The organism is Streptomyces sp. R818 (assembly GCF_056172735.1).
In genome coordinates this window covers 958,923-981,716 of sequence record NZ_JAOCNE010000014.1, presented here as the reverse complement: position 1 = coordinate 981,716, position 22,794 = coordinate 958,923, and the positions used below count along the sequence as shown (strand labels likewise).

At 72.0% G+C, this 22,794-nt stretch carries 24 protein-coding genes; 11 read left to right on the top strand and 13 right to left on the bottom strand.

The window, feature by feature from the left end; all coding sequences use genetic code 11:
* Positions 1–292: 292 nt before the first annotated feature.
* Positions 293–1,297, top strand: coding sequence for a LysR family transcriptional regulator (locus N5I75_RS36320; protein WP_476684434.1), 1,005 nt, complete (start codon positions 293–295; stop codon positions 1,295–1,297).
* 390 nt (positions 1,298–1,687) lie between these two features.
* A complete protein-coding gene (locus tag N5I75_RS36315; RefSeq protein WP_476684433.1) occupies positions 1,688–3,325 on the top strand; it encodes an NAD-dependent malic enzyme in 1,638 nt (545 codons plus the stop codon).
* Positions 3,326–3,335: 10 nt separating this feature from the next.
* Here N5I75_RS36315 and N5I75_RS36310 read toward each other — a convergent pair whose 3' ends face one another.
* The 4 genes from N5I75_RS36310 to N5I75_RS36295 form a co-directional block, all read right to left on the bottom strand.
* Positions 3,336–4,250, bottom strand: a complete 915-nt coding sequence (locus N5I75_RS36310) for a PIG-L deacetylase family protein (RefSeq protein WP_476684432.1) — start codon at positions 4,248–4,250, stop codon at positions 3,336–3,338.
* A 268-nt stretch (positions 4,251–4,518) separates the two neighbouring features.
* The gene (locus N5I75_RS36305; RefSeq protein WP_476684431.1) at positions 4,519–5,079 is read right to left on the bottom strand and encodes a TetR/AcrR family transcriptional regulator; all 561 of its coding nucleotides are present in this window, start codon (positions 5,077–5,079) and stop codon (positions 4,519–4,521) included.
* A gap of 15 nt (positions 5,080–5,094) precedes the next feature.
* A complete protein-coding gene (locus N5I75_RS36300; RefSeq protein WP_476684430.1) occupies positions 5,095–5,676 on the bottom strand; it encodes a sugar O-acetyltransferase in 582 nt (193 codons plus the stop codon).
* Positions 5,677–5,757: 81 nt separating this feature from the next.
* Positions 5,758–6,366: a TetR/AcrR family transcriptional regulator gene (locus tag N5I75_RS36295; RefSeq protein ID WP_476684429.1), complete on the bottom strand. Its 609-nt coding sequence runs from the start codon at positions 6,364–6,366 to the stop codon at positions 5,758–5,760.
* Positions 6,367–6,488: 122 nt separating this feature from the next.
* Here N5I75_RS36295 and N5I75_RS36290 point away from each other — a divergent pair, with 122 nt between their 5' ends.
* Positions 6,489–7,502 carry a zinc-binding dehydrogenase gene (locus tag N5I75_RS36290; protein WP_476684427.1) on the top strand — a complete coding sequence of 338 codons (1,014 nt, stop codon included), beginning with the start codon at positions 6,489–6,491 and terminating at the stop codon, positions 7,500–7,502.
* Positions 7,503–7,541: 39 nt separating this feature from the next.
* Here N5I75_RS36290 and N5I75_RS36285 read toward each other — a convergent pair whose 3' ends face one another.
* The 3 genes from N5I75_RS36285 to N5I75_RS36275 form a co-directional block, all read right to left on the bottom strand.
* The gene (locus N5I75_RS36285; protein WP_476684426.1) at positions 7,542–8,501 is read right to left on the bottom strand and encodes a CE1 family esterase; all 960 of its coding nucleotides are present in this window, start codon (positions 8,499–8,501) and stop codon (positions 7,542–7,544) included.
* Between the two features lie 347 nt (positions 8,502–8,848).
* Entirely contained in the window at positions 8,849–9,919 is a 1,071-nt protein-coding gene (locus N5I75_RS36280) for a polyprenyl synthetase family protein (RefSeq protein ID WP_476684424.1), read from the bottom strand.
* 100 nt (positions 9,920–10,019) lie between these two features.
* Positions 10,020–10,388 carry a Rid family hydrolase gene (locus N5I75_RS36275; RefSeq protein ID WP_476684910.1) on the bottom strand — a complete coding sequence of 123 codons (369 nt, stop codon included), beginning with the start codon at positions 10,386–10,388 and terminating at the stop codon, positions 10,020–10,022.
* A gap of 120 nt (positions 10,389–10,508) precedes the next feature.
* Here N5I75_RS36275 and N5I75_RS36270 point away from each other — a divergent pair, with 120 nt between their 5' ends.
* The 3 genes from N5I75_RS36270 to N5I75_RS36260 all read left to right on the top strand — a co-directional run bounded on the left by N5I75_RS36270 (position 10,509) and on the right by N5I75_RS36260 (position 14,208).
* On the top strand, positions 10,509–11,420 hold the full coding sequence (locus N5I75_RS36270; RefSeq protein WP_476684422.1) for an SMP-30/gluconolactonase/LRE family protein: 912 nt from the start codon (positions 10,509–10,511) through the stop codon (positions 11,418–11,420).
* Between the two features lie 89 nt (positions 11,421–11,509).
* The gene (locus N5I75_RS36265; protein ID WP_476684420.1) at positions 11,510–13,264 is read left to right on the top strand and encodes a CotH kinase family protein; all 1,755 of its coding nucleotides are present in this window, start codon (positions 11,510–11,512) and stop codon (positions 13,262–13,264) included.
* Positions 13,261–14,208, top strand: a complete 948-nt coding sequence (locus tag N5I75_RS36260; RefSeq protein ID WP_476684418.1) for a hypothetical protein — start codon at positions 13,261–13,263, stop codon at positions 14,206–14,208. The genes N5I75_RS36265 and N5I75_RS36260 overlap by 4 nt, the downstream gene beginning before the upstream one ends.
* 298 nt (positions 14,209–14,506) lie before the next feature.
* On the opposite strand, the gene N5I75_RS36255 is transcribed toward N5I75_RS36260, so the two are convergent.
* Positions 14,507–14,710 carry a hypothetical protein gene (locus N5I75_RS36255; protein WP_476684416.1) on the bottom strand — a complete coding sequence of 68 codons (204 nt, stop codon included), beginning with the start codon at positions 14,708–14,710 and terminating at the stop codon, positions 14,507–14,509.
* 242 nt (positions 14,711–14,952) lie between these two features.
* On the opposite strand from N5I75_RS36255, the gene N5I75_RS36250 reads away from it, so the two are divergent.
* The 5 genes from N5I75_RS36250 to N5I75_RS36230 all read left to right on the top strand — a co-directional run bounded on the left by N5I75_RS36250 (position 14,953) and on the right by N5I75_RS36230 (position 19,945).
* Positions 14,953–16,716, top strand: coding sequence for an aminotransferase class I/II-fold pyridoxal phosphate-dependent enzyme (locus tag N5I75_RS36250; RefSeq protein ID WP_476684415.1), 1,764 nt, complete (start codon positions 14,953–14,955; stop codon positions 16,714–16,716).
* A complete protein-coding gene (locus tag N5I75_RS36245) occupies positions 16,713–17,516 on the top strand; it encodes a phosphatidate cytidylyltransferase (RefSeq protein ID WP_476684414.1) in 804 nt (267 codons plus the stop codon). Before N5I75_RS36250 ends, N5I75_RS36245 begins: the two co-directional genes overlap by 4 nt.
* Positions 17,517–17,699: 183 nt before the next feature.
* Positions 17,700–18,650, top strand: a complete 951-nt coding sequence (locus N5I75_RS36240) for an LAETG motif-containing sortase-dependent surface protein (protein WP_476684413.1) — start codon at positions 17,700–17,702, stop codon at positions 18,648–18,650.
* 100 nt (positions 18,651–18,750) lie between these two features.
* Complete coding sequence (locus N5I75_RS36235) at positions 18,751–19,272, top strand: hypothetical protein (protein WP_476684411.1); 522 nt, start codon at positions 18,751–18,753, stop codon at positions 19,270–19,272.
* An 85-nt stretch (positions 19,273–19,357) separates the two neighbouring features.
* Positions 19,358–19,945: a 3'-5' exonuclease gene (locus N5I75_RS36230; protein ID WP_476684410.1), complete on the top strand. Its 588-nt coding sequence runs from the start codon at positions 19,358–19,360 to the stop codon at positions 19,943–19,945.
* Between the two features lie 62 nt (positions 19,946–20,007).
* Here the strand turns inward: N5I75_RS36230 and N5I75_RS36225 are convergent, their stop codons facing one another.
* The 5 genes from N5I75_RS36225 to N5I75_RS36205 form a co-directional block, all read right to left on the bottom strand.
* Complete coding sequence (locus N5I75_RS36225) at positions 20,008–20,259, bottom strand: hypothetical protein (protein WP_476684409.1); 252 nt, start codon at positions 20,257–20,259, stop codon at positions 20,008–20,010.
* 211 nt (positions 20,260–20,470) lie between these two features.
* Positions 20,471–21,091, bottom strand: coding sequence for an Rv1733c family protein (locus N5I75_RS36220; RefSeq protein ID WP_476684407.1), 621 nt, complete (start codon positions 21,089–21,091; stop codon positions 20,471–20,473).
* Between the two features lie 59 nt (positions 21,092–21,150).
* The gene (locus tag N5I75_RS36215; RefSeq protein WP_476684405.1) at positions 21,151–21,954 is read right to left on the bottom strand and encodes a hypothetical protein; all 804 of its coding nucleotides are present in this window, start codon (positions 21,952–21,954) and stop codon (positions 21,151–21,153) included.
* Positions 21,951–22,286, bottom strand: coding sequence for a TraR/DksA family transcriptional regulator (locus tag N5I75_RS36210; RefSeq protein ID WP_476684908.1), 336 nt, complete (start codon positions 22,284–22,286; stop codon positions 21,951–21,953). The genes N5I75_RS36215 and N5I75_RS36210 overlap by 4 nt, the downstream gene beginning before the upstream one ends.
* A 126-nt stretch (positions 22,287–22,412) precedes the next feature.
* Positions 22,413–22,742: a TraR/DksA family transcriptional regulator gene (locus tag N5I75_RS36205; RefSeq protein WP_476684403.1), complete on the bottom strand. Its 330-nt coding sequence runs from the start codon at positions 22,740–22,742 to the stop codon at positions 22,413–22,415.
* Positions 22,743–22,794 lie beyond the last annotated feature (52 nt).

The window sequence follows — 22,794 nt, the reverse complement described above, 5'->3', positions numbered from 1 at the left end:
TGCTACGTCACGGCCGCTCACACGTGCACAGCGTTTGCCCCGCGCAGGCAGCTGATCGGTGCGCTGCAGCTGATCGGTGCGCTGCTGATGTCGTCCGGACGCGGGCGACTGACGACCGGCCCCCCGTGCCGCCCGACGCATGGCAAGGCGGCCGTCCCGGCCGTCAATTCCCCCGCTGGCAGGGCCGATCCGAGTCTTGGACCGCCCGTGCCGCTTCATTCTTCACCAGCCTCGCACGGGATCGGAACAACAATTCGATCATCCTTCGCGACGCTTCCATACACTCGAATGCATGGATCATGAGCACAGCGGCGAGCGTGCGGTACCGCCACCGGACGTCCCGGGCCGTCCGGAAGGCGGCGGTGGCGAACCCAGCGTGCATCAGCTGCGCCTGTTCCTGACCGTGGCGCATGAGCTGCACTTCGGCCGCGCCGCCGCCCGCCTCTTCATGACGCAGCCCGCGCTCAGCCGCCAGATCCGCGTCCTGGAGACCAAGCTCGGAGTGCGGCTCCTGGACCGCACCAGCCGCAGGGTCGTCCTCACCCCGGTGGGGCGGGCGCTGGTGCCCGAGGCGCGCGAGGTCGTGGACGCCATGGCTCAGCTACGACGTCGCGCCACCGCGTACAGCAGGGAACTGCGCGACCACCTCGTGCTGGGTTTCATCGCCGGGGACGCCGCGATGCCGACCACCCACGCGATCCTCGACGAGCTACGCGCACGTCACCCCCGCATCACCATCGAGCTGCGCTCCCTGCCGTTCGACGAGCAGTTCGACGCCCTGGCCGACGACGACGTCCAGGCGGCGTTCCTGCGTCCTCCGCTCCCCCAGGGCTTCCGCTCACTCCTGCTCTCGACGGAGCCGCGCGTGGCGTGCCTGTCCGCCGCGGATCCGCTGGCCGCGCTCGCGGCCGACAGACCGGTCACACTCGCCGACCTCACCGAGCATCTCGTGGTGGACGTGCCCGCGTCGTCATCACGGGCGTGGTGGGACGACTGGGCGGTCAATCCTCGGCCGGACGGCACGCCGGTGCGCTTCGGTCCCGTCGCCTCGGACATCGAGGCGCTGCTGAACACGGTGGCACGCGGCACCGCCATGAGCTTCCTGCCGGCCGCCGCCCGCCACTTCTACGCCCGCCCCGGCCTCGCGTACGTCGACGTGGTCGACGCCCCCGCCACCGCATCGGTGCTGGCCTGGATGCCCGGCAACCGTGAACGTCCGTCCGTGGCGGGCCTGCTGGAGGCGGCACGCGCCGTCCTCGCGCGGGATGAGAGCGGTACGTTCCCGTCCCACCCATGACCGGGGCTGCAACGGCATCCGCCCGTCGTCAGGGTGTGGGCGATGCATCGGTGAGCGACATCCAGCGGCGGACCAGCTCCTGGTGCGAACCGTTCGCCGTGCTCACCGCGACCTCCTCCGCGTCCTCGTCGGAGCACGGGGCCCCCGAACGGGTGAGCAGGACGAGTGGCCACGCAGGGCTCGCGCCGTCCGGCTCTCCGCCGAAGGCGGCCCCACAGGAGACCGCGCTCGACCGTGGTGGCTGTGAAGGGGCAGGCGATCGACAGCACGTCACCGGCCCGGAAGTCTCCCTCGTCCCTCACGCGACCAGGAGAGACGGCACCGGACAGCCCGCCGCAGGAGAGCGTGTCGAGGACGCGTCCGACCGTACGTGCCCCCGACCATGGACCCATGAGCGACCCCACCGGCCCCGCCCTGCTGTCCGACCCCCTGCGCACGAAGGGCACCGCGTTCACCGAACAGGAACGCGCCGAGCACGGGCTGCGAGGGCTGCTTCCGTACTCGGTGACCAGCCTGGACGAGCAGGTCCGGCGCTCCTGGGAGCAGATCGCCCGGCAGCCCGACGACCTCCAGCGCTACGTGTACCTGCGCGCCTTGCAGGACCGCAACGAGGCCCTGTTCTACGCCGTGCTCGCCCATGACGTACCGACAGCTCTCCCTCTCGTCTACACCCCGACCGTCGCCGAAGGCTGCAAGCACTTCTCCGAGCTGTGGCAGCGGCCGCGCGGGCTCTACCTGTCCTGGCCGCACCGCGAACACCTGGTGGAGATGGTGCGCAACCGTCCGCACGACGACGTGGACGTCATCGTCGTCACCGACGGGCAGCGCATCCTCGGCATCGGGGACCAGGGCGTCGGCGGAATGGGTATCCCGATCGGCAAGCTCTCGCTGTACACATTGATCGGGGGTATCAACCCTGCTCGTACGCTGCCGGTCCTCCTCGATGCCGGTACCGACAACGCCGATCTGCTCGACGATCCCTTCTATCTGGGCTGGCGGCACCGCCGGATCGGTGAGGACGACTACTTCGCCTTCGTGGACGCGTTCGTCGAGGCCGTGCGAACGGAGCTGCCGGAGGTGTTGCTGCAGTGGGAGGACTTCGCCACCCCGCACGCGGCCCCGATCCTGGGGCGCTACCGGGACCGGCTGCTCACCTTCAACGACGACATCCAGGGCACGGCCGCCGTCGTGCTCGGCGCGCTGCAGGGAGCGACCAAGGTCGCGGGCACCCCGCTGAAGGAGCAGCAGGTGGTGATGGTCGGCGCGGGGTCGGCCGGCATCGGCGTCATGGACATGGTCCGCCAGGAGATGGTCGACGAGGGGCTCACGGACGCGCAGGCCCGTGCCCGCTGCTGGATCGTCGACGTCCACGGCCTGCTCACCACCGACCGCGACGATCTCGCCGACGACCAGCGCGCCTTCGCTCACGATCCCGCCGACGTCGAGAGCTGGGGAGGCGACGGAACCCCTCAGCTCGCCGATGTCGTCGAGAACCTGCGGGTGGGGGTCCTGCTCGGACTCTCCACGGCGCAGGGCGCGTTCACCGAGGACATCGTCCGGACCATGGCCGCGAAGGTGGACCGGCCGATCGTCTTCCCCTTGTCCAACCCCACGGCGAACGCCGAGGCACGCCCGGCCGACCTGGACGCGTGGACCGACGGCAAGGTACTGGTCGCGACGGGCTCGCCGTTCCCGCCGCTGCGGCGGGACGGCGCCGACGTCCCCGTCGCCCAGTGCAACAACGTCTACGTCTTCCCGGCCGTGGGGCTCGCGGTGACCGCGGCGCGCGCGGACCGGGTGACCGACGCGATGATGCGGGCCGGGGCCCGCGCCCTCGGCGACGCCTCCCCCGCCCTCGCGGACGCCACGGCGCCGCTGCTCCCCGCGTGGGCGGACGTCCGCGACGTGGCCGACGACATCGCGCTGGCCGTGGCGCGGCAGGCCGTCGCCGACGGCGTCGCCCCGCACGCCTCCGACGACGACCTGCGCGCGGCGATCCGGCGGACCCGGTGGACCCCGGGTTACTGAGGGGGCCGGGTCACGGCCTGCCCGCCTTGTAGTTGGAGGGCAGCGTGTACACGAACTCCCTCGGGTCGCTGTAGGCCTGCTCCATGTGGGTGGGCACGCTGTGGTAGCCGGTGCTGTAGAGGTTCCGGCTCGGGTCCCACGTGTTGTACGCGAGGATCGCGGCCTGCTTCTTCTTCATGTGCGCGGACGGGATGTCGAGCACGTAGTCGGCGCCGCGGTCGCGGTCGTCGCGGTCGTACTTCTCATAGATGTAGATGTGGTTGAAGCGGACGTCCTTCAGCTCACCGTTCTTCATCAGGAAGTACGCGGCGTCGCTGCACGCCTTGTGCGTGGCGTTGGGGATCTTCTCCGCTCTGGTGATGTCGAGCCATCCCGCGGTGAACTTGTGCGAGGCGTTCGGGTACAGCTCGATCAGGTCGCGGACCTTGTTCCTGATCTGGTTGACCAGGACCGTGTACTTCTCCGTCGTCGTCCACGCGCCGTCGGGCAGGTTGAAGTTGATGACCTTGTCGACACCGATGGCCTTGGCCGACGCCATGAACTCCGACGTACGAGCCGAGACCACGGGCGCGTCGCCCTCCCATCCCAGCTTGTGGTGGTGGCCAGGGGCCGCGCATCGCTCCTTCAGGTAGCAGTCACCCGAGTTGAGGATGTCGGCGATGCCGGAGTTCTCGCCCTTGGTGACCAGCACCAGGTAGACCGGTCTCCCGGCGGCCTTGTGCTCAAGGATGGAGCCGGCCATCCCGATCGCCTCGTCGTCCTGGTGCGGCGAGTAGAAGATCGCGGGGGCCGCCGCGGCGGCGGCGTTCGAGGCGCCGAGCGACCCGTGCAGGGCGATGCCCGCGGTCGTGAGACCCGCGGCGGTCAGGATCGAGCGCCTGGAGGGGCCGGAGGGGACAGCACCGTGGTGGGGGGTGACAGACATGGGGCGGCTCCTGATGTCATAGGTCGTGTGGCGTCGTGCGTTGCCGTGTTGTTCCGCCACGCTGACAGGGCCCGTTCCCGTCCGGCTAACGTCTCGCTGTCGTCCCGCTACCGTCTGTCGCGGGCCGAGTCGGCGAGCCAGACCTCGCCGATTGCGGTTGCGACACCGGCGTCTGGCTGCGTACGACCGCCTGACCCGTACCTCGTCGAAGTGCCTGCGGGGGCCCGGGGTCAGGGTCGGTCCCCCACAGGCAGTCTGCGGGCCGCCTCTAGGCGGCGGTGGGGTTGGGGTTGGCGGTGATGCGTCTGACGGCCTCACTGGTGAGTCGCCGGTCGTGCGGCGCGGTGTCGAGCGCGCGATGCAGGGCCAGGCCCTCGATGAGTGCGTCGAGCTGACGGGCCGTCCCGGCGTCGAAGTGGCGCTCCAGGAGGTGTCGGCTGCGCAGCATCCACCGGTGTGTCAGCTCCCGGTACTCGGGGCGCCGGGCCGCGAGGGTGTACAGCTCGTGGGTGAGGATCAGGTCGCGCTGGGGGCCGTCGGAGAGTTCGTGGATGAGATCGGTGACCGCCTCCCGGGCCTGTTCGGGGCTGTCGGCGGCGTTCAGGCGCAGCTCGAAGAGGGCGGCGACATGGTCGGCGAAGCGGCTGAAGGCTTCGTGGAGCAGTTCGTCGATGCCCTTGAAGTGATAGGTCATCGAGCCCAGCGGCACCCCCGCGCGGGCCGCGACCTTGCGGTGCGAGACACCGGCGACACCTTCGTCGGCGATGTGGTCGAGAGCGGCGGCGAGGATGCGTTCGCGACGCTGCGGGTCCGTGTGTCCGGTGGCCATGGCGGCGGTCGCGGGTCAGAGGGCGCGGACGGGCCGCGCGGGGCTGCCGACGGCGACGACGTTCGCGGGGATGTCCCTGGTCACGACCGAACCGGCGCCGATGACGCTGTTGTCGCCGATGCTGACCCCTGGACAGACGATGACGCCGCCACCGAGCCACACGTTGTCCCCGACGGTGATGGGCCGCGCCGCCTCCAGCTTGTCGCGCCGGGGCTGCGGCTCCAACGGGTGGGTGGGGGTGAGGAGTTGGACATTGGGGCCGATCTGGCAGTCCTCTCCGATGGTGATCGACGCGACGTCCAACGCGGTGAGGTGGTAGTTCACGAAGGTCCGGGCCCCGATGGAGATGTTGCTGCCGTAGTCCACGTACAGCGGCGGCCGCACCTCGACCCCGTCCCCCAGCGATCCGAGCAGCTCACCGAGGAGCGGCCGGGCGGCGGCGGGGTCGTCGAGGAACGCGGCCTGGTAGCGCGCGGCGAGCCGCATGGCGCGCTGCTGCCGCGTGGCGATCTCCGGGTCGTCGGCGATGTACAGGTCGCCGGCGAGCATGCGTTCCAGATGGGTGCGCGGATCGTCCGCGAAGTGGTCCACGGTCATGCGTACGATCGTACGCTCTGGAAGGTACGTTCGTACATTCCGGCCGCGAGAGGACCGCGACCGCCGGCGCCGCGCAGTCGTTCAGGCTGCCCCGGGGCCCGCAGGAGGTGCCGCGACCCCGGTGAGGGTGAGGGCGACGAGCCGCTTCGCGAAGTCCTCGTCGAGGGGCGCGCCGCTGATGAGGGCGCGGGTGAAGAGGGCTCCGCTGATCGCCTCGATGACGAGCCCGGCGTCCGTGTCGGACCGCAGTTCTCCGCGCGCGACGCCGCGGCGGACCATGGCGGCGCCGCGCTCCAGACGCTCGCTCCAGTAGGACAGCCGGTGGTCCGGCAGGGTGTCGTCCCGCTCGGCGCTCAGCCGGAGCAGCGCCTCGCCCTGCGTCGTCGCGAGGAGGCGCGCCAGCGTGCCGAAGTAGGCGGCGAGGTCGTCGTGGACGCGTCCGGTGTCCGGCACGGGCATGGCCGCGTCGAGCTGTTCGGTCAGCGCTTCCAGGATCAGGTTCTCGCGCGTTCCCCAGCGCCGGTAGACGGAGGTTTCGTGGACGCCCGCGGCGCGGGCGACGGCGCCGACGGTGGTCCCGGCGAGGCCGCGCTCCACGAGGACGTCCACGGTCGCGGCCAGGACGGCGGAGCGCATACGGGCTCCCCTGCGGCGCAGGGGCTGCGGGGCGGTCTGGTCGGACGAGGCCATGGCGCCAGCCTAATGCAAGGGCACTTGCTTTGCGGGAGGGCCGGGCGTACGTTCTATTGCAAGGCGACTTGCGTTGAGGGAATCACTGTTCCAGGTCGCCGCCGCGTCAAGGAGGACATGTCATGGAGCAGATGCTCGCCGCCCGGCTGCACATCCCCAGCCGCACCCTGCGGATCGAGGAAGTGGCCAAGCCCGTGCCCGGACCCGGCGAGGTCCTGGTGGCGGTGGAGGCCGCGGGCGTCTGCCTGTCGGACGTCCACCTGATCGACGGCACGCTCACCCCCCTGCTGCTCCAGGGCGACACGGTCACTCTGGGCCACGAGGTGTCCGGCACCATCGCGCAGACCGGGCCCGGCGTCACCCGCTGGAAGCCGGGGCAGCGGGTCGTGCTGTACGCCGGTGAGGTCCGCGACGGCGTGACGTACACCCGGGGCGTGGACTACGACGGCGGCTGGGCCGAGTTCGCCCTCTCCTCCGAGAACGCGCTCACCGAACTGCCGGACGGCATCCCCTTCGACCAGGGCGCGATCATCCCCGACGCGGTCTCCACACCGTGGGGCGCGATCACCGTCACCGGCGCCGTGCAGCCCGCCGAGCCCGTCGGCGTCTGGGGCGTCGGCGGGCTCGGGGTCCACGCCGTTCAGCTCCTCCGGGCCATCGGCGCGTGCCCCGTCATCGCGGTGGACCCCAGCCCCGTCGCCCGCGAGCGCGCCCTGGCGCAGGGCGCGGACCTGGCGCTCGACTCAGCCGACCCCGCGCTGCGCGACCGGATCGGCGCGGCGACCGGCGGTGCCGGACTCGCCGCCGCCTTCGACTTCGCCGGTGTACCGGCCGTCCGGGAGCAGGCGCTCTCGGTGCTCGCGCCCAAGGGGCGGCTGGTCCTCGTGGGCCTGACCGACAAGCCGCTGACCGTCACCGACGGCACCCGGTTCAGCTACCTCCAGCAGCAGATCCTCGGCCACTACGGCTCGGACATGCCGGTCGCGCTGCCGCAGCTGCTGTCCCTCATCCAGGGTGGCCGGCTGGACTTCTCCGCGTCGATCAGCGGTGAGCTGCCGCTCTCCGCGGCCGCCGAGGCGGTGGAGCGGCTGGAGAACAAGACCGGTGACCCGATCCGCCTGATCCTGCGTCCGTGACCGGCGCGCGGGTCAGCGCCCCCGGCGCCGCTCAGCAGTTCAGTGCTTCGGCAGCGGGTTGCGGGTGAAGAACCTCCAGATCAGTGGGGTGGCGTCGATGGTGGTGGGGGTCGCCGAGTCCTCGTTGGGAACCGTGGCGGGCCACACGTGCCCGCCGTCCTCGACGCGGTAGTGCTCCACCGAGGCCTTGCCCGCGCAGCCGGTCCACCGCTGCCGTACGACGTTGGTCTCGACGCGGGTGGTGCGGGGTACGGCGCGGCAGCCGTCGCGCCGGGCCCAGCCGGCGAGCCAGTCCGGCAGCGGGGGCAGCCCCCTGGCCGTGTCCCCCGTGTACGGGATCGTGGTGTCGGCCTGGCCGTGGAAGTCCAGGACGGGTACGGGGCGTTGGGGCTCGCACGCGCCGCCTTGCGGGTAGAACGCGCCGGACACCAGGGCGGCGGCGGCAACGCGGTCGGCGAGGCGACAGGCGACGAGGGCCGCGAAGCCGCCGCCGTTCGACTTGCCTGACGCGAACACGCGGCGGCCGTCCACGCACAGTTCGTCCTCGACCTGGCCGATCAGGGCCCGGGTGAAGGCGATGTCGTCGGCGTCCGCCGAGTACGGGGCGCCCTGCCAGGCCGTCTTGCCGTCCGTGCCCACGACGCCCTGCGGGTAGGCGACGAGGGCGTCCAGTTCCGACATGCCGGTGAGGCTCTCCTGGTAGGCGGCGGTGCGGCCGTGCCCGTGGAAGGAGAGGATCAGAGGTGTCGGGGTGCCTGGGTCGTAGCCGTCCGGAACGTGGAGCAGGTAGGTCCGCTGCACTCCGTCGACGGTGAGGGTGCGGGTGGCGCTGCGCCCGCCCTGCGTTTGCGGTCGCGGCCGCTCGGCGTCGCAGCCAGCCGACCGGGCGCCGGATGCGGTCCGTTCGGGCGGGGTTGACGCGGCGGCGGGGCCGGTGAGGGCGATCGCGGCCAGGGCCGCCGTGAACGCGGCGACGAGCGGGGAAGTGCGCAGGCGCATGAAGACTCCGATCGGGACGTCGGACCAGGGCTCGACCGGCGGTCCCCGGGTCGCCACAGACGACCCGGATCAGCAGGGTCTCCCCTGACCGGCCGTCGGGACCCTAACGCCGCCGAACGGTTCCGCAGCATCCCCCGGCGACAGGAAACATGGCCCGGCCCTTCATCTTCTGTCGGCGCGAAGTGGGCCAAAGGGGCCGCGCGTTGATGCTTCCGAGGCTCCGAAACCGCACGTCAGGCGCGTGCGGAAGAGCGGGGCCCGGCGCGATGCCCGTACGCCCGTCGCCTACATGTTCTTTATGAACGCAATGCGGCACGGCGGCTCCAACAGCTAAGCGGGGTGGTGCCTCACAGCGTGCTCGCACGGTCCGCCTCGTACGCGGTGGCACGGGCCGGCAGGTGGCGGGTCTCCGCCGCGACGCAGGCGCGCAGCGCGGCGGTGAAGGGCCCGGCGGGGGCGAGCCGGTCGAGGAGGGTGTGGGCCTCCTGGCGCATCCGGGTCACGCGGGCGTGATAGGCGCTCAGGGTGGACGGTTCGAGCATCATCGCGCGCAGCCGGTGGCGGCTGGCCGCCGAGGCCGAAGCCCGCGCCAGCAGGGAACATGCCTCGCGGCGCCGGGGCTCGGGGGCGGAGTGCAGCAGGTGGACGAGCAGGTAGGTGGCTGTCTTGTTGCGCAGGTCCTCGCACTCCTCGGTACGCAGGTCGTCCTCGTCGTTGCGGAGCTGCGCCAGCACGCCGAGAAGCCGGCCGAACCGGCCCCAGGCCGCGATCTCCTCCCGGCCCGTGGGGCTCTCGTCCCGGCCCGTCGGGCTCTCGTCCTGTCCGGCGGCGAGGCGGGCCGCCATGGTGCAGGCCATGGCGAAGACGGCCCCGCTCTTGTCCTGGTAGACGGCGAGGACCGCGTCCGGTGTCAGATCGGGCGGCTCGCCGAGGAGGTCGCCCAGTTGGCCGTTGCTCGCGGCGGTCCAGGCCGCCAGGTAGTCCTGACGGAGACCGCGGCGCAGCCGCGCGGGTGCGTCGAGCGCCGACAGGGCGCGCAGCGGCAGCGCCCAGCCGCACTCCAGGGCAGCCGTCAGCGCGACGCCGCTGGGCAGCCCGTACATCCGCGGGCCGGTATCCGTGTCCGTCACGTCGTCGAAGGTGTTGGCGGCGCGCCACCACAGCGCGTGCACGGCGGCGACCGGGACGGCGGGTTCGGTGGTTCCGGTGACCGCGGCGTGCACCAGGAGCGGCAGCGAGAGCTCGTGGGGGGACGGCCTGCCCCGGGTGACGAGGTGGCGCAGGGCCGCGCCCAAGGCCGCGTGGCGTGGGCGGTAGCCGCTCAGGAGTGCGTCCAGATACGTGTGGACCTGCCCACACGTGTGGGCGACCAGCGTCTCCGCGTCCGTCTCCTTCGGAAGTTCTGGGCTTGACTGCACGCTGGGTCTCCGAGGTACGGGGGCGTTCTTGGGTGGTACCTGCCCAGGGTGCGTCCGCACGTAGAGTCCCGCACGCCCACGTTTGGCCCTGATGGTGGCTTCAGCGGGCCGCGACCGCCTCGATCTCGATGAGCATGTCGGGGTCGGACAGGGCGCTGACCTCGGCCATGAGGCTCGCCGGTGCGCAGTGCAGCTCCGCGAGCCGGTCCAGGAAGGCGGGGTAGCAGGCCTTGCACGCGGCGAGGTCCGTGGTGAGGATGCGGATCTGCACGACGTCCGCCATCGTCATGCCCGCCTCGGTGACGGTCTCCTCGAGCCGCCGCACGGTGAGCTCGATCTGGCCGGCCATGTCGCCCTGGTGGGCGATGGCTCCCTGGTCGTCCCTGGCCTCGTGTCCGGAGACGAAGAGCAGGCTTTGTGCTCGGTCGACGCGTACGGCACGGTGATACATCAACCGGTCGCCCGCCATGCGCGGGCCGAACCTTTGAACGGTCACGTCAGTCCCTTCTCGACATCAAACTCGACCTCGGCCTCAACCTCGGCCTCAACCTCGACCTGACTCTCTGTACCCATGACGAAGAGGAGCAGCATGTCCCACCCCACCACCGTCCTCGCGGGGTTCGCCTTCACCGAGTCACCGCGCTGGCGCGCCGGCCGTCTGTGGTTCTCCGACTTCTACCAGGAGCGGGTCTTCTCGGCAGCCGAGGACGGCTCGGACGTCCGTGTGGAGGCGGTCGTCCCCCAGCAGCCGTCGGGGCTCGGCTGGCTGCCCGACGGCCGCATGGTGATCGTGTCCATGCGGGATGCCAAGGTCCTGCGGCGCGAGCCCGACGGTGCACTGACAGTGCACGCCGATCTCGGCGACCGGGCGCGGGGGTACGCCAACGACATGGTGGTCGGCGCGGACGGCCGCGCGTGGGTCGGCTGTTTCGGCTTCGACCTGATGGGCGGCGCGCCACTGGCGCCCGCCGCCGTCTACCGCGTCGATCCGGACGGCGGTGTCACCGAGGCCGCGACAGACCTGTGGTTCCCCAACGGGATGGTGATCACTCCGGACGGGGCGCTCCTCGTGAACGAGACGTTCGGCAACCGGGTCACCGCCTTCGACATCGAGGAGGACGGCACTTTGGGCAACCGGCGCGTCTGGGCGGAGTTCGGTGACGTCCCGATCGCCCGCGAGTTCGCCGGGGTGCTGCCTCAGCTCGTGGTCAGCCCCGACGGGGCGTGCCTGGACGCCGAAGGTGGCCTGTGGATCGCGGACGCCACCGGGGAGCGGCTGCTGCGGGTGACCGAGGGCGGCACGGTCACGCGCGAGATCCGGCCCGGCGGCAACGTGTACGCGTGCGCGCTGGGCGGCGCGCAGGGCCGGACCCTGTTCGCGTGCACGGCGCCCGACTTCTTCGAGGAGGCACGGCGCCCCGTCCGGGAGGCGTCGATCGTGGCCCTGCCGGTCACCGTGCCAGGACTCGCGTCCGCGCCCGCGTCCGCATCGGGTGCCTGAAGCCGACCCCGGCACCGCCCGGCCGGTTCTCGGTCTGGCGGTCATGCGGCCCCGGGCGTAGAGAGAAAGGCGTACCCCAGGGAGGCCGCGTGGACAGGACCATGACCAAGGGCACGTTCCGGGACGCGTTCAAGAACCGGAGCCTCGCGGTGCCCGCTCTGCCGCCCGGTACGGGCCGGGATCTCGCCCAGCGCGCCAACGCGACGGCCGGTCCGGTCGACGCCGCGCTGCGCACGAAGGCCGAGTACAACGCGCTGTACGACCTGCTGCTCGCCGAGCAGCGGGGCGCGCCGGGCGCCCCGGCCGACGACAGCCTCGTATGCCTCGGGCCGGACGGGACGCCGACCGCGGTCGGACGGATCGTCGGGGAACTCCTCGACGCTGCGGAGGACAAAACGGAGTTCTTCGCTCAGGACATGTATCAGGTCAAGGTCAGCGGGTGGCCGTCCGGCGTGCTCACCGCCGACGAGGTGATGGAGGCTCCGCCGGGCGCGCGGCTCACCCTGGCCAGGAGCGGCGCCGCGGCGGACGACACGCTGCTCGCGACCCCGTTGTTCTCCATGGTCAACAGCGGCAACATGACGGCGCACGCACCCAAGCGCTCCTGGAAGATCAACTTCGAGGTGGGCGACAGCGAGGACCGGCTCTACGGCATGGAGCGGATCAACCTCAAGTCGATGTACAACGACCCCTCCCAGATGCGCGAGGCCGTCGCCTGGCGGCTTCTGGAGCGCGCGGGCATACCGGCGGCGCAGCACACGTACGCGACGTTCTCGATCAATGACCGCTACATGGGGCTGTTCTCGGTCATCGAGCAGGTCGACAAGAAGTTCCTGAAGGACCACTTCGGCAAGAACTCCGAGGGCAACCTCTACAAGGCCTACTGCGGCGACGTCGGCTGCGCGACGCTGCAGCACCGCTCCGGCGCGGACGGCACCGACGGCGGCCGGCAGTACTTCACCGCGGGCGCCCTGCCCGACGACCGTACGTACCGCCTGAAGACGAACGAGGACGACCCGGCCGCCAGTACCTACGACGACCTCGCCACGCTCGTCCGGGCGATCAACGGCGTACAGCTCGGGGGCGACGAGAAGCGGTTCGCGACCGACGCGTTCCGCGCGTCGGTCGAGGAGGTCCTCAACGTCCCGGCGTTCCTGCGCTGGGCGGGCGCCAACGTTCTCCTGGGCAGCTGGGACAACTACTTCGCTACGCCGTCGAACTACTACCTCTACAACGCGGGCAGGCTCGGCGACCCGGCGGGGTTCATGGCGCGTCCGTACTTCACGTTCATCCCCTGGGACTACGACAACAGCTCGGGCATCGACTTCTTCTCGACGCCCTGGCAGTACACGGACCTGCTCGACTGGCCCGCGATGAGCCGGAACTACTGCCGGATCACGCACGCGCCGCACGAGGTGTCGCAGCTGCCGCTCTTCACCAACCTGCTGCGGCACCACGACTTCTGCCAGTACTACCTGGACCACCTGGAGTACCTCCTCGACACGGAGTTCGGGCCCGAACAGGTCGCCGCGCTGCTCGGCGCGGAGGGTTCGGGGCGCACCGACGGGCTGTGGCAGCTCGTCGCGTCCGCCGCGTACGGCGAGTCCGTCAGCCCGAACGGACAGCCGTACACGGGGCGGCAGTTCACCAATGACGAGGTGTACCGCGCGGGGTACCGGCAGTGGGAGCTGAGCCGCGGCTCGCAGTTCACGTACGGGATCTACCACTACACGCGGATGCGGTACGACCGCGCGCGCGAGCAGCTCGCCGAGCTGCGCAAGACCTACCCCGACGGCGCCAGTGGCGCCCTCTTCCCGACCGCGATGGAGGCACTGCCCTCGTGAGCGCGAACAAGAAGACGACGCACGAGCTGCGCCTGGTGAAAGAGGCCAAGATCCGGGACCTGATCGGTGACGGCGCGGGTGACCGCCTTGAGGCCAGCGGTGTGCTCTACCGCGACGGGGCCTTCCTCATCGTCTGCGACAACCTGCCCCACCTCATCCGGGTCAGCAGCGAACTGTCGCCGAAGGCGCCGGAGAACGGCCTCGTCAACACCCGCCGGAGGAAGAGGGCCGCCTCCAAGAAGTCCGCATCGAAGAAGTCCGCCGCGTCGGCGACCAACCCCGGCTACGAGGACATCGCCCACGACATCCGCCGCGACCGTCTCTTCACGCTGAGCGAGGCCGAACCGGCCAAGGGCAAGAAGTTCCGCGCCCGCGTCCAGGAGTACGACGCGAAGCTGCGTCCCGTCGGCTCCGCGCCCCTCGACTTCGACCTGCCGGACGCCAACAAGGGCATGGAGGGCCTGGAGTGGGTGGAGCGCTCGGGCAAGGGGTACCTCCTCGGCCTGTGCGAGGGCAATCTGTGCGCGGGCGGAGCCAAGGGCAGGAAACCGGGCGGCGGCCGCATCCAGGTCTTCCGGCAGGGCGGCAAACGCTGGATCAACGTCGCCACGATCCGGCTGCCCAAGTCGCTGCCCTTCGAGGACTACAGCAGTGTGTCCGTGCGCGACGGCCGGATCGCCGTCCTCTCGCAGGCGTCGTCGGCCTTGTGGGTGGGTCACATCTCCACCCGGAAGTGGCAGGTCGACGAAGGCACGGTGTACCGCCTCCCGACCGACGGCAAGGGGCGCACCGTCTACGGCAATCCGGAGGGCGTGTCCTGGGTCTCCACCGACTACGTGGTCATCGTGTCCGACCGGGCGAAGAAGGGCGCCCAGAACGAGCGGTTCCGCGCGAAGGACCAGTCGGTGCACCTGTTCCTGATCCCGGGGAACAACACCGTCTGATCCGCCCGCCTGCCGAGGTGTCGTCGGTGGCGGCCGTCAGTAGCGGTGGCCGGGCCAGTGCGGGTCGAGCCGGCGGTCGTCACCGGTGACGCCCAACAGCCGTACGCGGTGCAGCAGTTCCTCGCATCCGCCGACGGCGCGCAGCCGGGCCGGAGCGTGGCGGACCAGCCACTGGGTCAGCGTGCCCCACGCCTCGGCGAGGGCCGTGAGAACGTCGTGCGCGGGTACGGGAGGATCGGGCTCGACGAGCGTGCGGGTCCACCACGCGTGCAGGAACTCACCGACCGCCCCGGCCTGCTCAGGGGCCAGCGCTGCCAGTGGCCGAGCGTTGGGGTCCAGCTCGGTTCGCCACCTTGAGCTGGGCGAGCTCCTCCGCGCTGCCCCAGTGGCACTCGCAGTTGTGCTCGTCGGGGTGGGCGGTCATCCCCCGGAAGGTGACCGCGAGGCCGTCGATCGCGGCGTCGAGCCGACGCCGGGCACGGGACCGGTCGGAGTACGTCATGGTCGTCCGCCTTGCGGGACTCCGGGGGGTGTGGACCGCCCGAAGATCGTCACTTTACCGGGGCGGTGGTGGCGGGGCGAGTGCGTTTCGTGGCGACGGCGCCGGCCCTCTGGACAGTGCGGATGGCGGCGGGACTCCGCGCCTGAGTACGCGTACTCACCTTCCCTGAGGTGTTCGCCTCTGCTTGCCCCGGCGGGGCGTGGACACACTGGCTCTCCCCTCCGCCCGACGAAAAGGTCCCGATGAGCCGAGCCCTGACAATGCGTCACGCCACCGCCGACGACCTGCCCTGGATCCACGAGCTGCGGCACCGGGTCTACGCGCGGGAGCTGGGCCAGCACCCGCCCAACGCGGAAGGCCGGCTGGTGGACGGGCTCGACGGTGACAACGTCTACCTGGTCGCGGCCGACGGCCCGGCCCGCGTCGGGTTCGTCAGCGTGACGCCGCCCTGGGCGGGCCGGTACGGCCTCGACAAGTATGTGACGCGCGCCGAACTGCCGCTCCTGGACGAGCCGGACGTCTTCGAGGTGCGGCTGCTCACCGTCGAACCCGACGCGCGGGCCGGAGCCGCGGCCGCCCTCCTGATGTACGCGGCGCTGCGCTGGAGCGCGTCCCGGGGCGGGCGGCGCGTGGTGGCGATGGGCCGTGCCGATCTGCTGGGCATGTACCGGACGGCCGGACTGCGCCCCGTGGGCCGCACCGTGCGCAGCGGGGCGGTCGACTTCGAGATGCTGACCGGTGAGGTGGCGGAGCTGACGCGCGGCACGGCGGACCGGCACGGCGCGGTCCTGTCCCGGCTTGCTTCCGGCGTGGACTGGCAGTTGGACACCGCGTTCGCGCCCGGACCGGACGGCTGCGAACACGGCGGAGCCTCGTTCACCGCCATCGGCACCGACTTCCGCAGCCTGGACCGGCGTCTCGGGGTCGTCGCGGCCGATGTGCTGGACGCCTGGTTCGCACCGGCACCCGGCGTACACGCGGCGCTCACCCATGATGTCGGCTGGGCCGCGCGCACGTCGCCGCCGACCGGGGCGGAGGGTCTGCTCGCGGAGATCGCCGCCGCCTGCGCCCTGCCCGTCGAGACGCTCGCCGTCGGGGCCGGCTCCTCCGACCTCATCTTCAGGGCCTTCGGCCGGTGGCTCACCCCGGCGAGCCGGGTGCTCCTCATGGACCCCGGGTACGGCGAGTACGCGCATGTCACGGAGCGGGTGATCGGCTGTCACGTCGACCGGTTCCGGCTGCGGCGCGAGGACAACTGGCGGATCGACCAGCAGCGGTTGTCGGCCGTGGTGGCGGACGGCGCGTACGACCTCGTGGTGGTGGTCAATCCCAACAACCCCACCGGCCGCCACGCCCCGGCCGCCGAACTGCGCGAGGTGATCGCCGCCGCACCGGCCCGGACCCGCTGGTGGATCGACGAGGCCTATCTCGGCTACGTCGGCGCGGCCGAGTCACTCGCCGCCTTCGCGGCCACGGACCCGCGCGTCGTCGTCTGCACCTCGATGTCGAAGACGTACGCCCTGTCCGGCATGCGGGCCGCGTACCTGGTGGCCGAAGCGCGGACCGCCGCGCAGATGCGCCGCTGGACACCGCCCTGGGCGATCTCGTTGCCGGCCCAGCTCGCCGCCGTGGCGGCGCTGCGCGACCCCGCCCATTACGCCCGACAGGTCGGGCACACCCACCGGTTGCGTCGACAGCTCGCTTCGGAACTGGCCGGGGTGGACGCGTCCGTCCTCGTCGAGGAGTCCGTGGCGAACTTCCTCACGCTGACGCTTCCGCCGGACGGGCCGAGCGCCGCCGCGCTGGTCGCACGATGCCGGCGGCACGACGTGTACCTGCGCGACCTGTCGCCGCTCTCCACCGCCTACGAGGGCCGGACTGTACGCGTGGCGGTCCGCGACAGCGCGGAGAACGCCCGCATCGTCGCCGCCTACGGGGCCGCTCTCACCGACCTGCACGCCCACCCCGCCACAGCCGTACGGCCTGTCGCCGGAGTCGCCACGTGACGGATGCGGCCGCGATGGCACCCTGGCTGGGCGGTGCGCTGGTGCTGGGCGGTGTCGCGGCGGGAGCGTCCCGCCGACGCGAGTTGCTCGTACGGTGGTGCGCCTGGGCGATCGGCGTCCCTGTGGTCGTGGCGGCGTTCCGGTGGGGGCGCCCCGGTATCGCCCTGCTCGCCGCCGTCGTCGCGGCCGTCGCGGCACGGGAGTTCGGCGCACTGACACGGCTCCCCCGCGCCGAACGGGTGCTGCTCGCCGTGGCCGTGCCCCTCCTGGTCGCCGTCGCCGCCTGGGCACCCGAGCAGACGTGGCGGGCAGGTGCCCTCGGCGTACTCGCCCTGGCCGCCCTGCCGCTGGCGCGCGGCGACGCCGAACAAGGCTTGCGCCACCTCGGCACGAGCCTGCTCGGACTGGTCTGGCTCGGCACGCTGGCGGCCCTGGCACCGCTCGGCACGGAGGCACTGGCCCTGTTCGCGGCGGTGTCGGTGGCCGATGTCGCCGCCTTCTTCGCCGGACCACGCCTGGGCGGACCCCGGCTCTCGCCGTTGTCCCCGGCCAAGCGGTGGAGCGGGACTGTGTGCGGCGCGGCGGCCGGACTCGGCGTCCTCGCGCTGCTCTCGGCGTGGAGTTGGCCCGCGGCGCTCGGCGTCGCCGTCGGCGGCCCCGCCGGGGACCTGGTCGAATCCCTCGTCAAGCGCGGCGCCGGTGTGAAGGACTCCGGGCAGTGGCTGGCGGGGGCCGGAGGGCTCCTTGACCGCGTCGACTCGCTCATGGGCGCGCTGGTGATCGTGACCGTCTTGCGGTGAGGATGAAGGAAGACGGGTGCTTGTGATGGTTTCGTTAAGCACCCGGCGTTGACGGTCATGTCTGGCTGCCTGACGATCAATGCGGCCATCAGGTGATCTTGTGGCCATTTCCTTCCTCACCCCTGGCCGACGCGCGCGGTGAACGGCGCGTGGCCGGGGGCTGCTCGAAAGAGAAGTAGACCTATGTCAGCAGCAATAGTGGCGCGACGCGCCGTCGTCGGCGGCGCGGCCGCCGTGTGCATGGTGGTCGCCGGGGGGTCCGGGGCGTGGGCCCACGGCACGCCGGGCGGTGAGGGCTGGGGACGGCAGGACGTCCGCGGGTACACCGCGAAGGACGCGACACCGGCCAAGGACACCAGTGGCGACTGCGAGTTCTCCCTGGACGGCAAGGTGTGGTCGGCGGCCGTGAAGGTGGACGACCTGTCCCTCAAGCCGGGCACCGACGGCAAGGTGCACCTCCAGGTGCGGCCCGCCGGGAACAGCGAGGGCTGCACCGTCTCCCTCGCCTCCTACCGCACCCACGGCGCGACGTGGAACACCTCCGGACTGCAGGTCTTCCACGACTTCGACACGGTGACCGTCAAGTCCGGCGAGAGCGGCTCCCTGGACATCGCCGTTCCCGACGCCGGCTGCTACGCGCAGGTGGACCTGTACCGCGGCAGCGTCAAGTACGACGGGCTGACCGAGGCGAACGACGGCCTGGAGCACGGGCCGCTGCCGCAGGGCCCGGACCGGGCCGTCATCAAGGAGAAGAACGTCGCCTGGTGGAACGGCGGCACCCGTGACTGCACCACGGAGACGGCGACCCCCACCCCGACGCCGCCCGCCTCGACCCCGGCCGAGGACGAGGGTGAGCCCACCCCGGCGACCTCGACGACCCCCACGGCGCCCGACACCGAGTCGGCCACTCCGAGCGCGTCGGCGACCCCCGCCGCCTCGACGAGCGCCCCGGCCGCCGCCGACGCCCCGGCCGCGTCGCCCTCGACCGCGGCCCCGGCCGCCGACGGTGACCTGGCCCAGACCGGCAGCAGCGGCAACACCACCGCGATCGCCGGTGCCGCCGCGGCCCTGCTGGCCATCGGTGGCGCCGTGCTGGTCGTGCTGCGCCGACGGAACGCCAACGGCCGCGCCTAGTCACAGCCGTGCGAGCCGGGCGCCGGAACCACGGCGCCCGGCTCGCACATGAGGCGGGGCGGCCGACACCTGCCGCCCCGCCTCCAGAAGGGAGCACCCCATGTACCGCTTCACACGTCACATTCTCGGAGCTGTTGCCGCCGTCTCGCTGCTGGCAGGCGCGGTTACCGGGTGCTCCGGCGCAGCCGATACGCCGTCGGCCTCGCAGACGCGGGAGACGGCGAGGCCCGCGGCCGAGCCCACCGCGCAGCCGTCATCCCCGTCCGGTGGCCGGCAGCGACTGGACGACGAGGCCCGCGCCCGGCTGGGCGGCATGGACCAACTCGACCTCCCCGAAGCGGACTTCGTCTCGTCGGGCACCCTGGCGATCCCCGGGGAGAACCAGTACGCGAGCATGGAGCCCGATACCGCACTGCGTGTGGACGTGGCATGTGCGGGGCGGGGCACAGTCACCTTCACGGCTGTCTCGGGCTCCGCGAAGAAGGCCGTACGCGTCGACTGTGCCCGGCCCGTGGCGAGCGGGTTCGACTTCACCACGGCCGCGCGGGGACTCTCCCTCCAGGCCGACGCCCCCGAGGCGGCAAGGGTGGGCACCGCCTACCTGGTGCGCCAGGCCCACTGACCGGACGACGGACGAAGCCGGACTGGTGTGGGGCTTGCGGTAATTGAGGTGCTGGAAGCCGTTCCGCATCCCTACGCTCCACCCCATGCCTCATGAAACCGCCCTGCTCAACGTCATCGACGTGGAAGCCACCTGTTGGGACGGGCAGCCGCCGCCCGGCTCCGTGAGTGAGATCATCGAGATCGGTCTCACGGTCGTCGACGTCCCGGCGCGGCGCCGGGTGTCCCGGCACCACGTCCTGGTACGCCCCGTCCGGTCGACGGTGAGCGACTTCTGCACCGAACTCACCGGACTGACGGCGGACGAGGTCGGACGGGGCGTCACCTTCGCCGAGGCGTGCCGGACTCTCGTCGAGGAGTTCGACGCCGCGCGGCGGCCCTGGGCGAGTTGGGGCGACTACGACCGGCGGCAGTTCGTGCGGCAGTGCCGGGCCGATGAGGTGACCTACCCGTTCGGCAGCCCGCCGGAGCGCACCCATACCAACGTCAAGGCCGTGTTCGCCGCGGCCCATGGACTGCACAAGAGGCCCGGCATGGACCGCGCCCTGCAGATCGCCGGGCTGCCGCTCGAAGGGCGCCATCACCGGGGCGAGGACGACGCCTGGAACATCGCCGCGCTCGTGCTCGACCTGGCGAACCGTGGGGCATGGCCGGAGCCGTCGACAGCGGGGTGACGGACGAACGGTTCGGTTCAGCCCCGTCCGTACCCGGCGCGAGGGGCAGTCCGTCTCCCGCGTCAGGCGTGCGAGGCCGTGGCGCTGGTCGTGCGGCGCGTGCTGTCGGACGTCTTCGTCACCTTCACGAAGTAGGCCGTGCCGTCGTCGGTGAAGCCGCTCTTCGTCTTCGACGCCGTCCCCCCGTGCTTGTTCGCCGAGTGGTGGGTCCCCTCGTACCTGGGGCCCTGGTCGGCCGACGCGAGACCCGCGCCGCCGACGACGAGCGGAGTGACCAGGGCACCGACGGCCGCGTACTTGGCGATGCTGCGCATGGGATGAGGTCCTTTCAGGTTTCACCGGCCCGGACTGACCCGACGGAGAAGCGCCGCGGGGCCGGTGGAGGCGGCCGGAACTCCACACGCCATGAGCGTGACCCCGCACGACGCTCCGCGCATGCCAAGGACGAGTCAGGGGTGACAGCACGGCGCACCCGGGTGATTCGCGCGTGCCGGTACGCCGGTGGCCTGACGCCGTATCAGCTGGTCAGCGGGGTGTGGTCCAGCCGGGGGCGGTGCGGGCCCAGGCCGCGTCCCAGCGGGCGAGGTTGTGCCGCTCCAGCCGACGGTCGGCGTAGGCGTACACGGCCAGGGCGAAGAGCGGCACGGCGACGGCGGTGATGACCACGCGCCCCATGGCACGGTCACGGACCTGTGCGGCCGTCAGGGGCGCGTCGGTGATCTTGCCCTCGGCGTCGACCCATACGCGGACGGTGCTGCCCGCGGTGAGCGCGGGCTCGACGTCCGCCCTCCCCGTGCGGATGTCCCCCTGGGGGTCGGTGAAGCGGACGGTGACCGGGTAGCGCGCCTCCTTCGCCTCGTCCGACCCCGGCTCGGGGTGTCGGGGGGCGTCGTGCAGCAGTTCGGCGGAGGTGTCGTGCCCGGTGGCGATCTGGTGCAGGGCGGCCTCGGTCAGCCGGCGGTGGACCGACTCGCCGACCATCAGCATCGCGGCGGGTGTGGCGGCGAGGACCGTCAGGAACAGGCCGACGGCGATCCATGCCTGCGCGAGGTCCGCGCGGCGGCGCAACGGGTTGCGCCGCCATCGCCAGAACAGGACGCGCGGGAGTTCTTCGGGAGGGTGGGCCGGGGGTATCTCGCGGTCCACTGTGTTTCTCCTTTCGCACGAGGGCTGTGTGTCCGGCGCCGACAGGTCACGGACGAGCGCTAGCCGTGCGGCGCGGCGGCAGCGGCGGGATGCCCGTGGGCCGCTTGCAGGAGTTTCGCCGCGCCGCGGACCGCCGCCGTGTGCGGGGCGGCGACGAGCTGTACGGGCGCCCGCAACCGGCCGGTGAGGTGCCAGGTGATGTCGGGACGCAGGGCACCCCCGCCCGCGACGAGCACACCCCGCCGCAGGGCGTCGAGCGTCTGGGAGGTGCGGTCCTCGTCCAGCATGCCGGTCACCATGGCGGCGACCGCCTCGGTGATCAGCGCGGGCGGGGCGAGGCTGTCCAGGTCGCCGGTGCCCAGGGCGGTGCGGCGGGCGTCGGTCACCGCGCCGTCGGCGAGGAGCGTGACCTCGGTGACGTGGGCGCCGAGGTCCGCGACCAGGAGGGGGTGGGCAAGGTCGGCGTCCGCGGCCTCGGCCACGGCGCGCGCGGCGGGGACGGTCAGTACGGTCCGCGGCCGCAGGATTTCGACCGCGGCGCGGGCCTCGGTCCGGTAGGCGACGCCGCCCAGTACGGGCGTGGTCAGGATGAGCAGCGGCCGGCCGAACCGGGGCAGCCGGGGGCGGAGCAGCCGGTCGAGCATCCGGGCGGTCCCCGGGGTGTCGACGATGGTGCCGCGCTGGACGGGGTAGGTGGCGCCGTCGCCCGGGAAGGTGACCGTGGGCACGTCGAGGATCATGCGCCGTCCGGACGTCCACGCGCGCGTGCGGGCGCTGCCCAGGTCGAGGGCGATGCCGGAGCACCGCCGGCACCAGGGCCACGCGCGGTGCCGTACGCGTGCGGGGGCGGGGTCGGTGGTCACCGGCCGGCCTCCCTGACCTGCTGGCAGCGGGCGCAGTAGCGGGCCTGCGGCACGATGCGCAGGCGCTCGCGCGCGATGGGGCCTCGGCACAGGTGGCAGATGCCGTAGCGGCCCTTGTCCATCCGCGCGAGGGCGGCCTCGACATCGGCGAGGACCATCCGGGCGGATGCTGCGAGCTTGACGCGCACCTCGGTCTGGGAAGGCGCCTGTCGGGCGCGCAGCGCGTCGGCGCGGGAGGCGGCGGCGGTCGAGAGCTGCTGGAGCTGCTCCTGGCGGAAGAGGCGCTGCTCGTGCAGGTTCTCGCGCAGCGCGGCGAGGTCCTCGGCCGACAGAGACGGGGTGCGGTCGTCGTCCCCTCGGGTCGGTGGGTCCGTGTCGGTCAGGTGGGTCGGATGCGTCAGGTGGGTCACCGAGTCACCCCTTGGGCAGGGCGGAAGGAGGAAGGCGGGCGGGGGTCGTCAGACGGCTTTGCGCTGGCAGGGAACGCAGTACGGCGTGTAGGGCAGGATCTCCAGACGCTCGGCGGGGATGGGCTTGGCGCAGGTGCGGCAGACGCCGTAACTGCCGTCCTGGACGCGGACGAAGGCCGCCTCGATCTCGGCGAGGACCCGCTTGACGGTGTCCTTCTGCGCGGACATCACCCCCTCCCCCTCTTCCGCCCCAGCCTCGTCGATTGCCTGGAGCTGGGTGAGACGCGAGGTGCGTTCGTCCGTGAGGCGCCGGCGGGCCTCGTGCGGCGTCAGCTGCGCGAGACGGGTTGCGGTCGTGGAGGGCGTATCGAGGGGCATCGTCGGTCTTCCTTCGGTCACGGTCGGTGGTGTTGGCCCCCACCATGGCCGC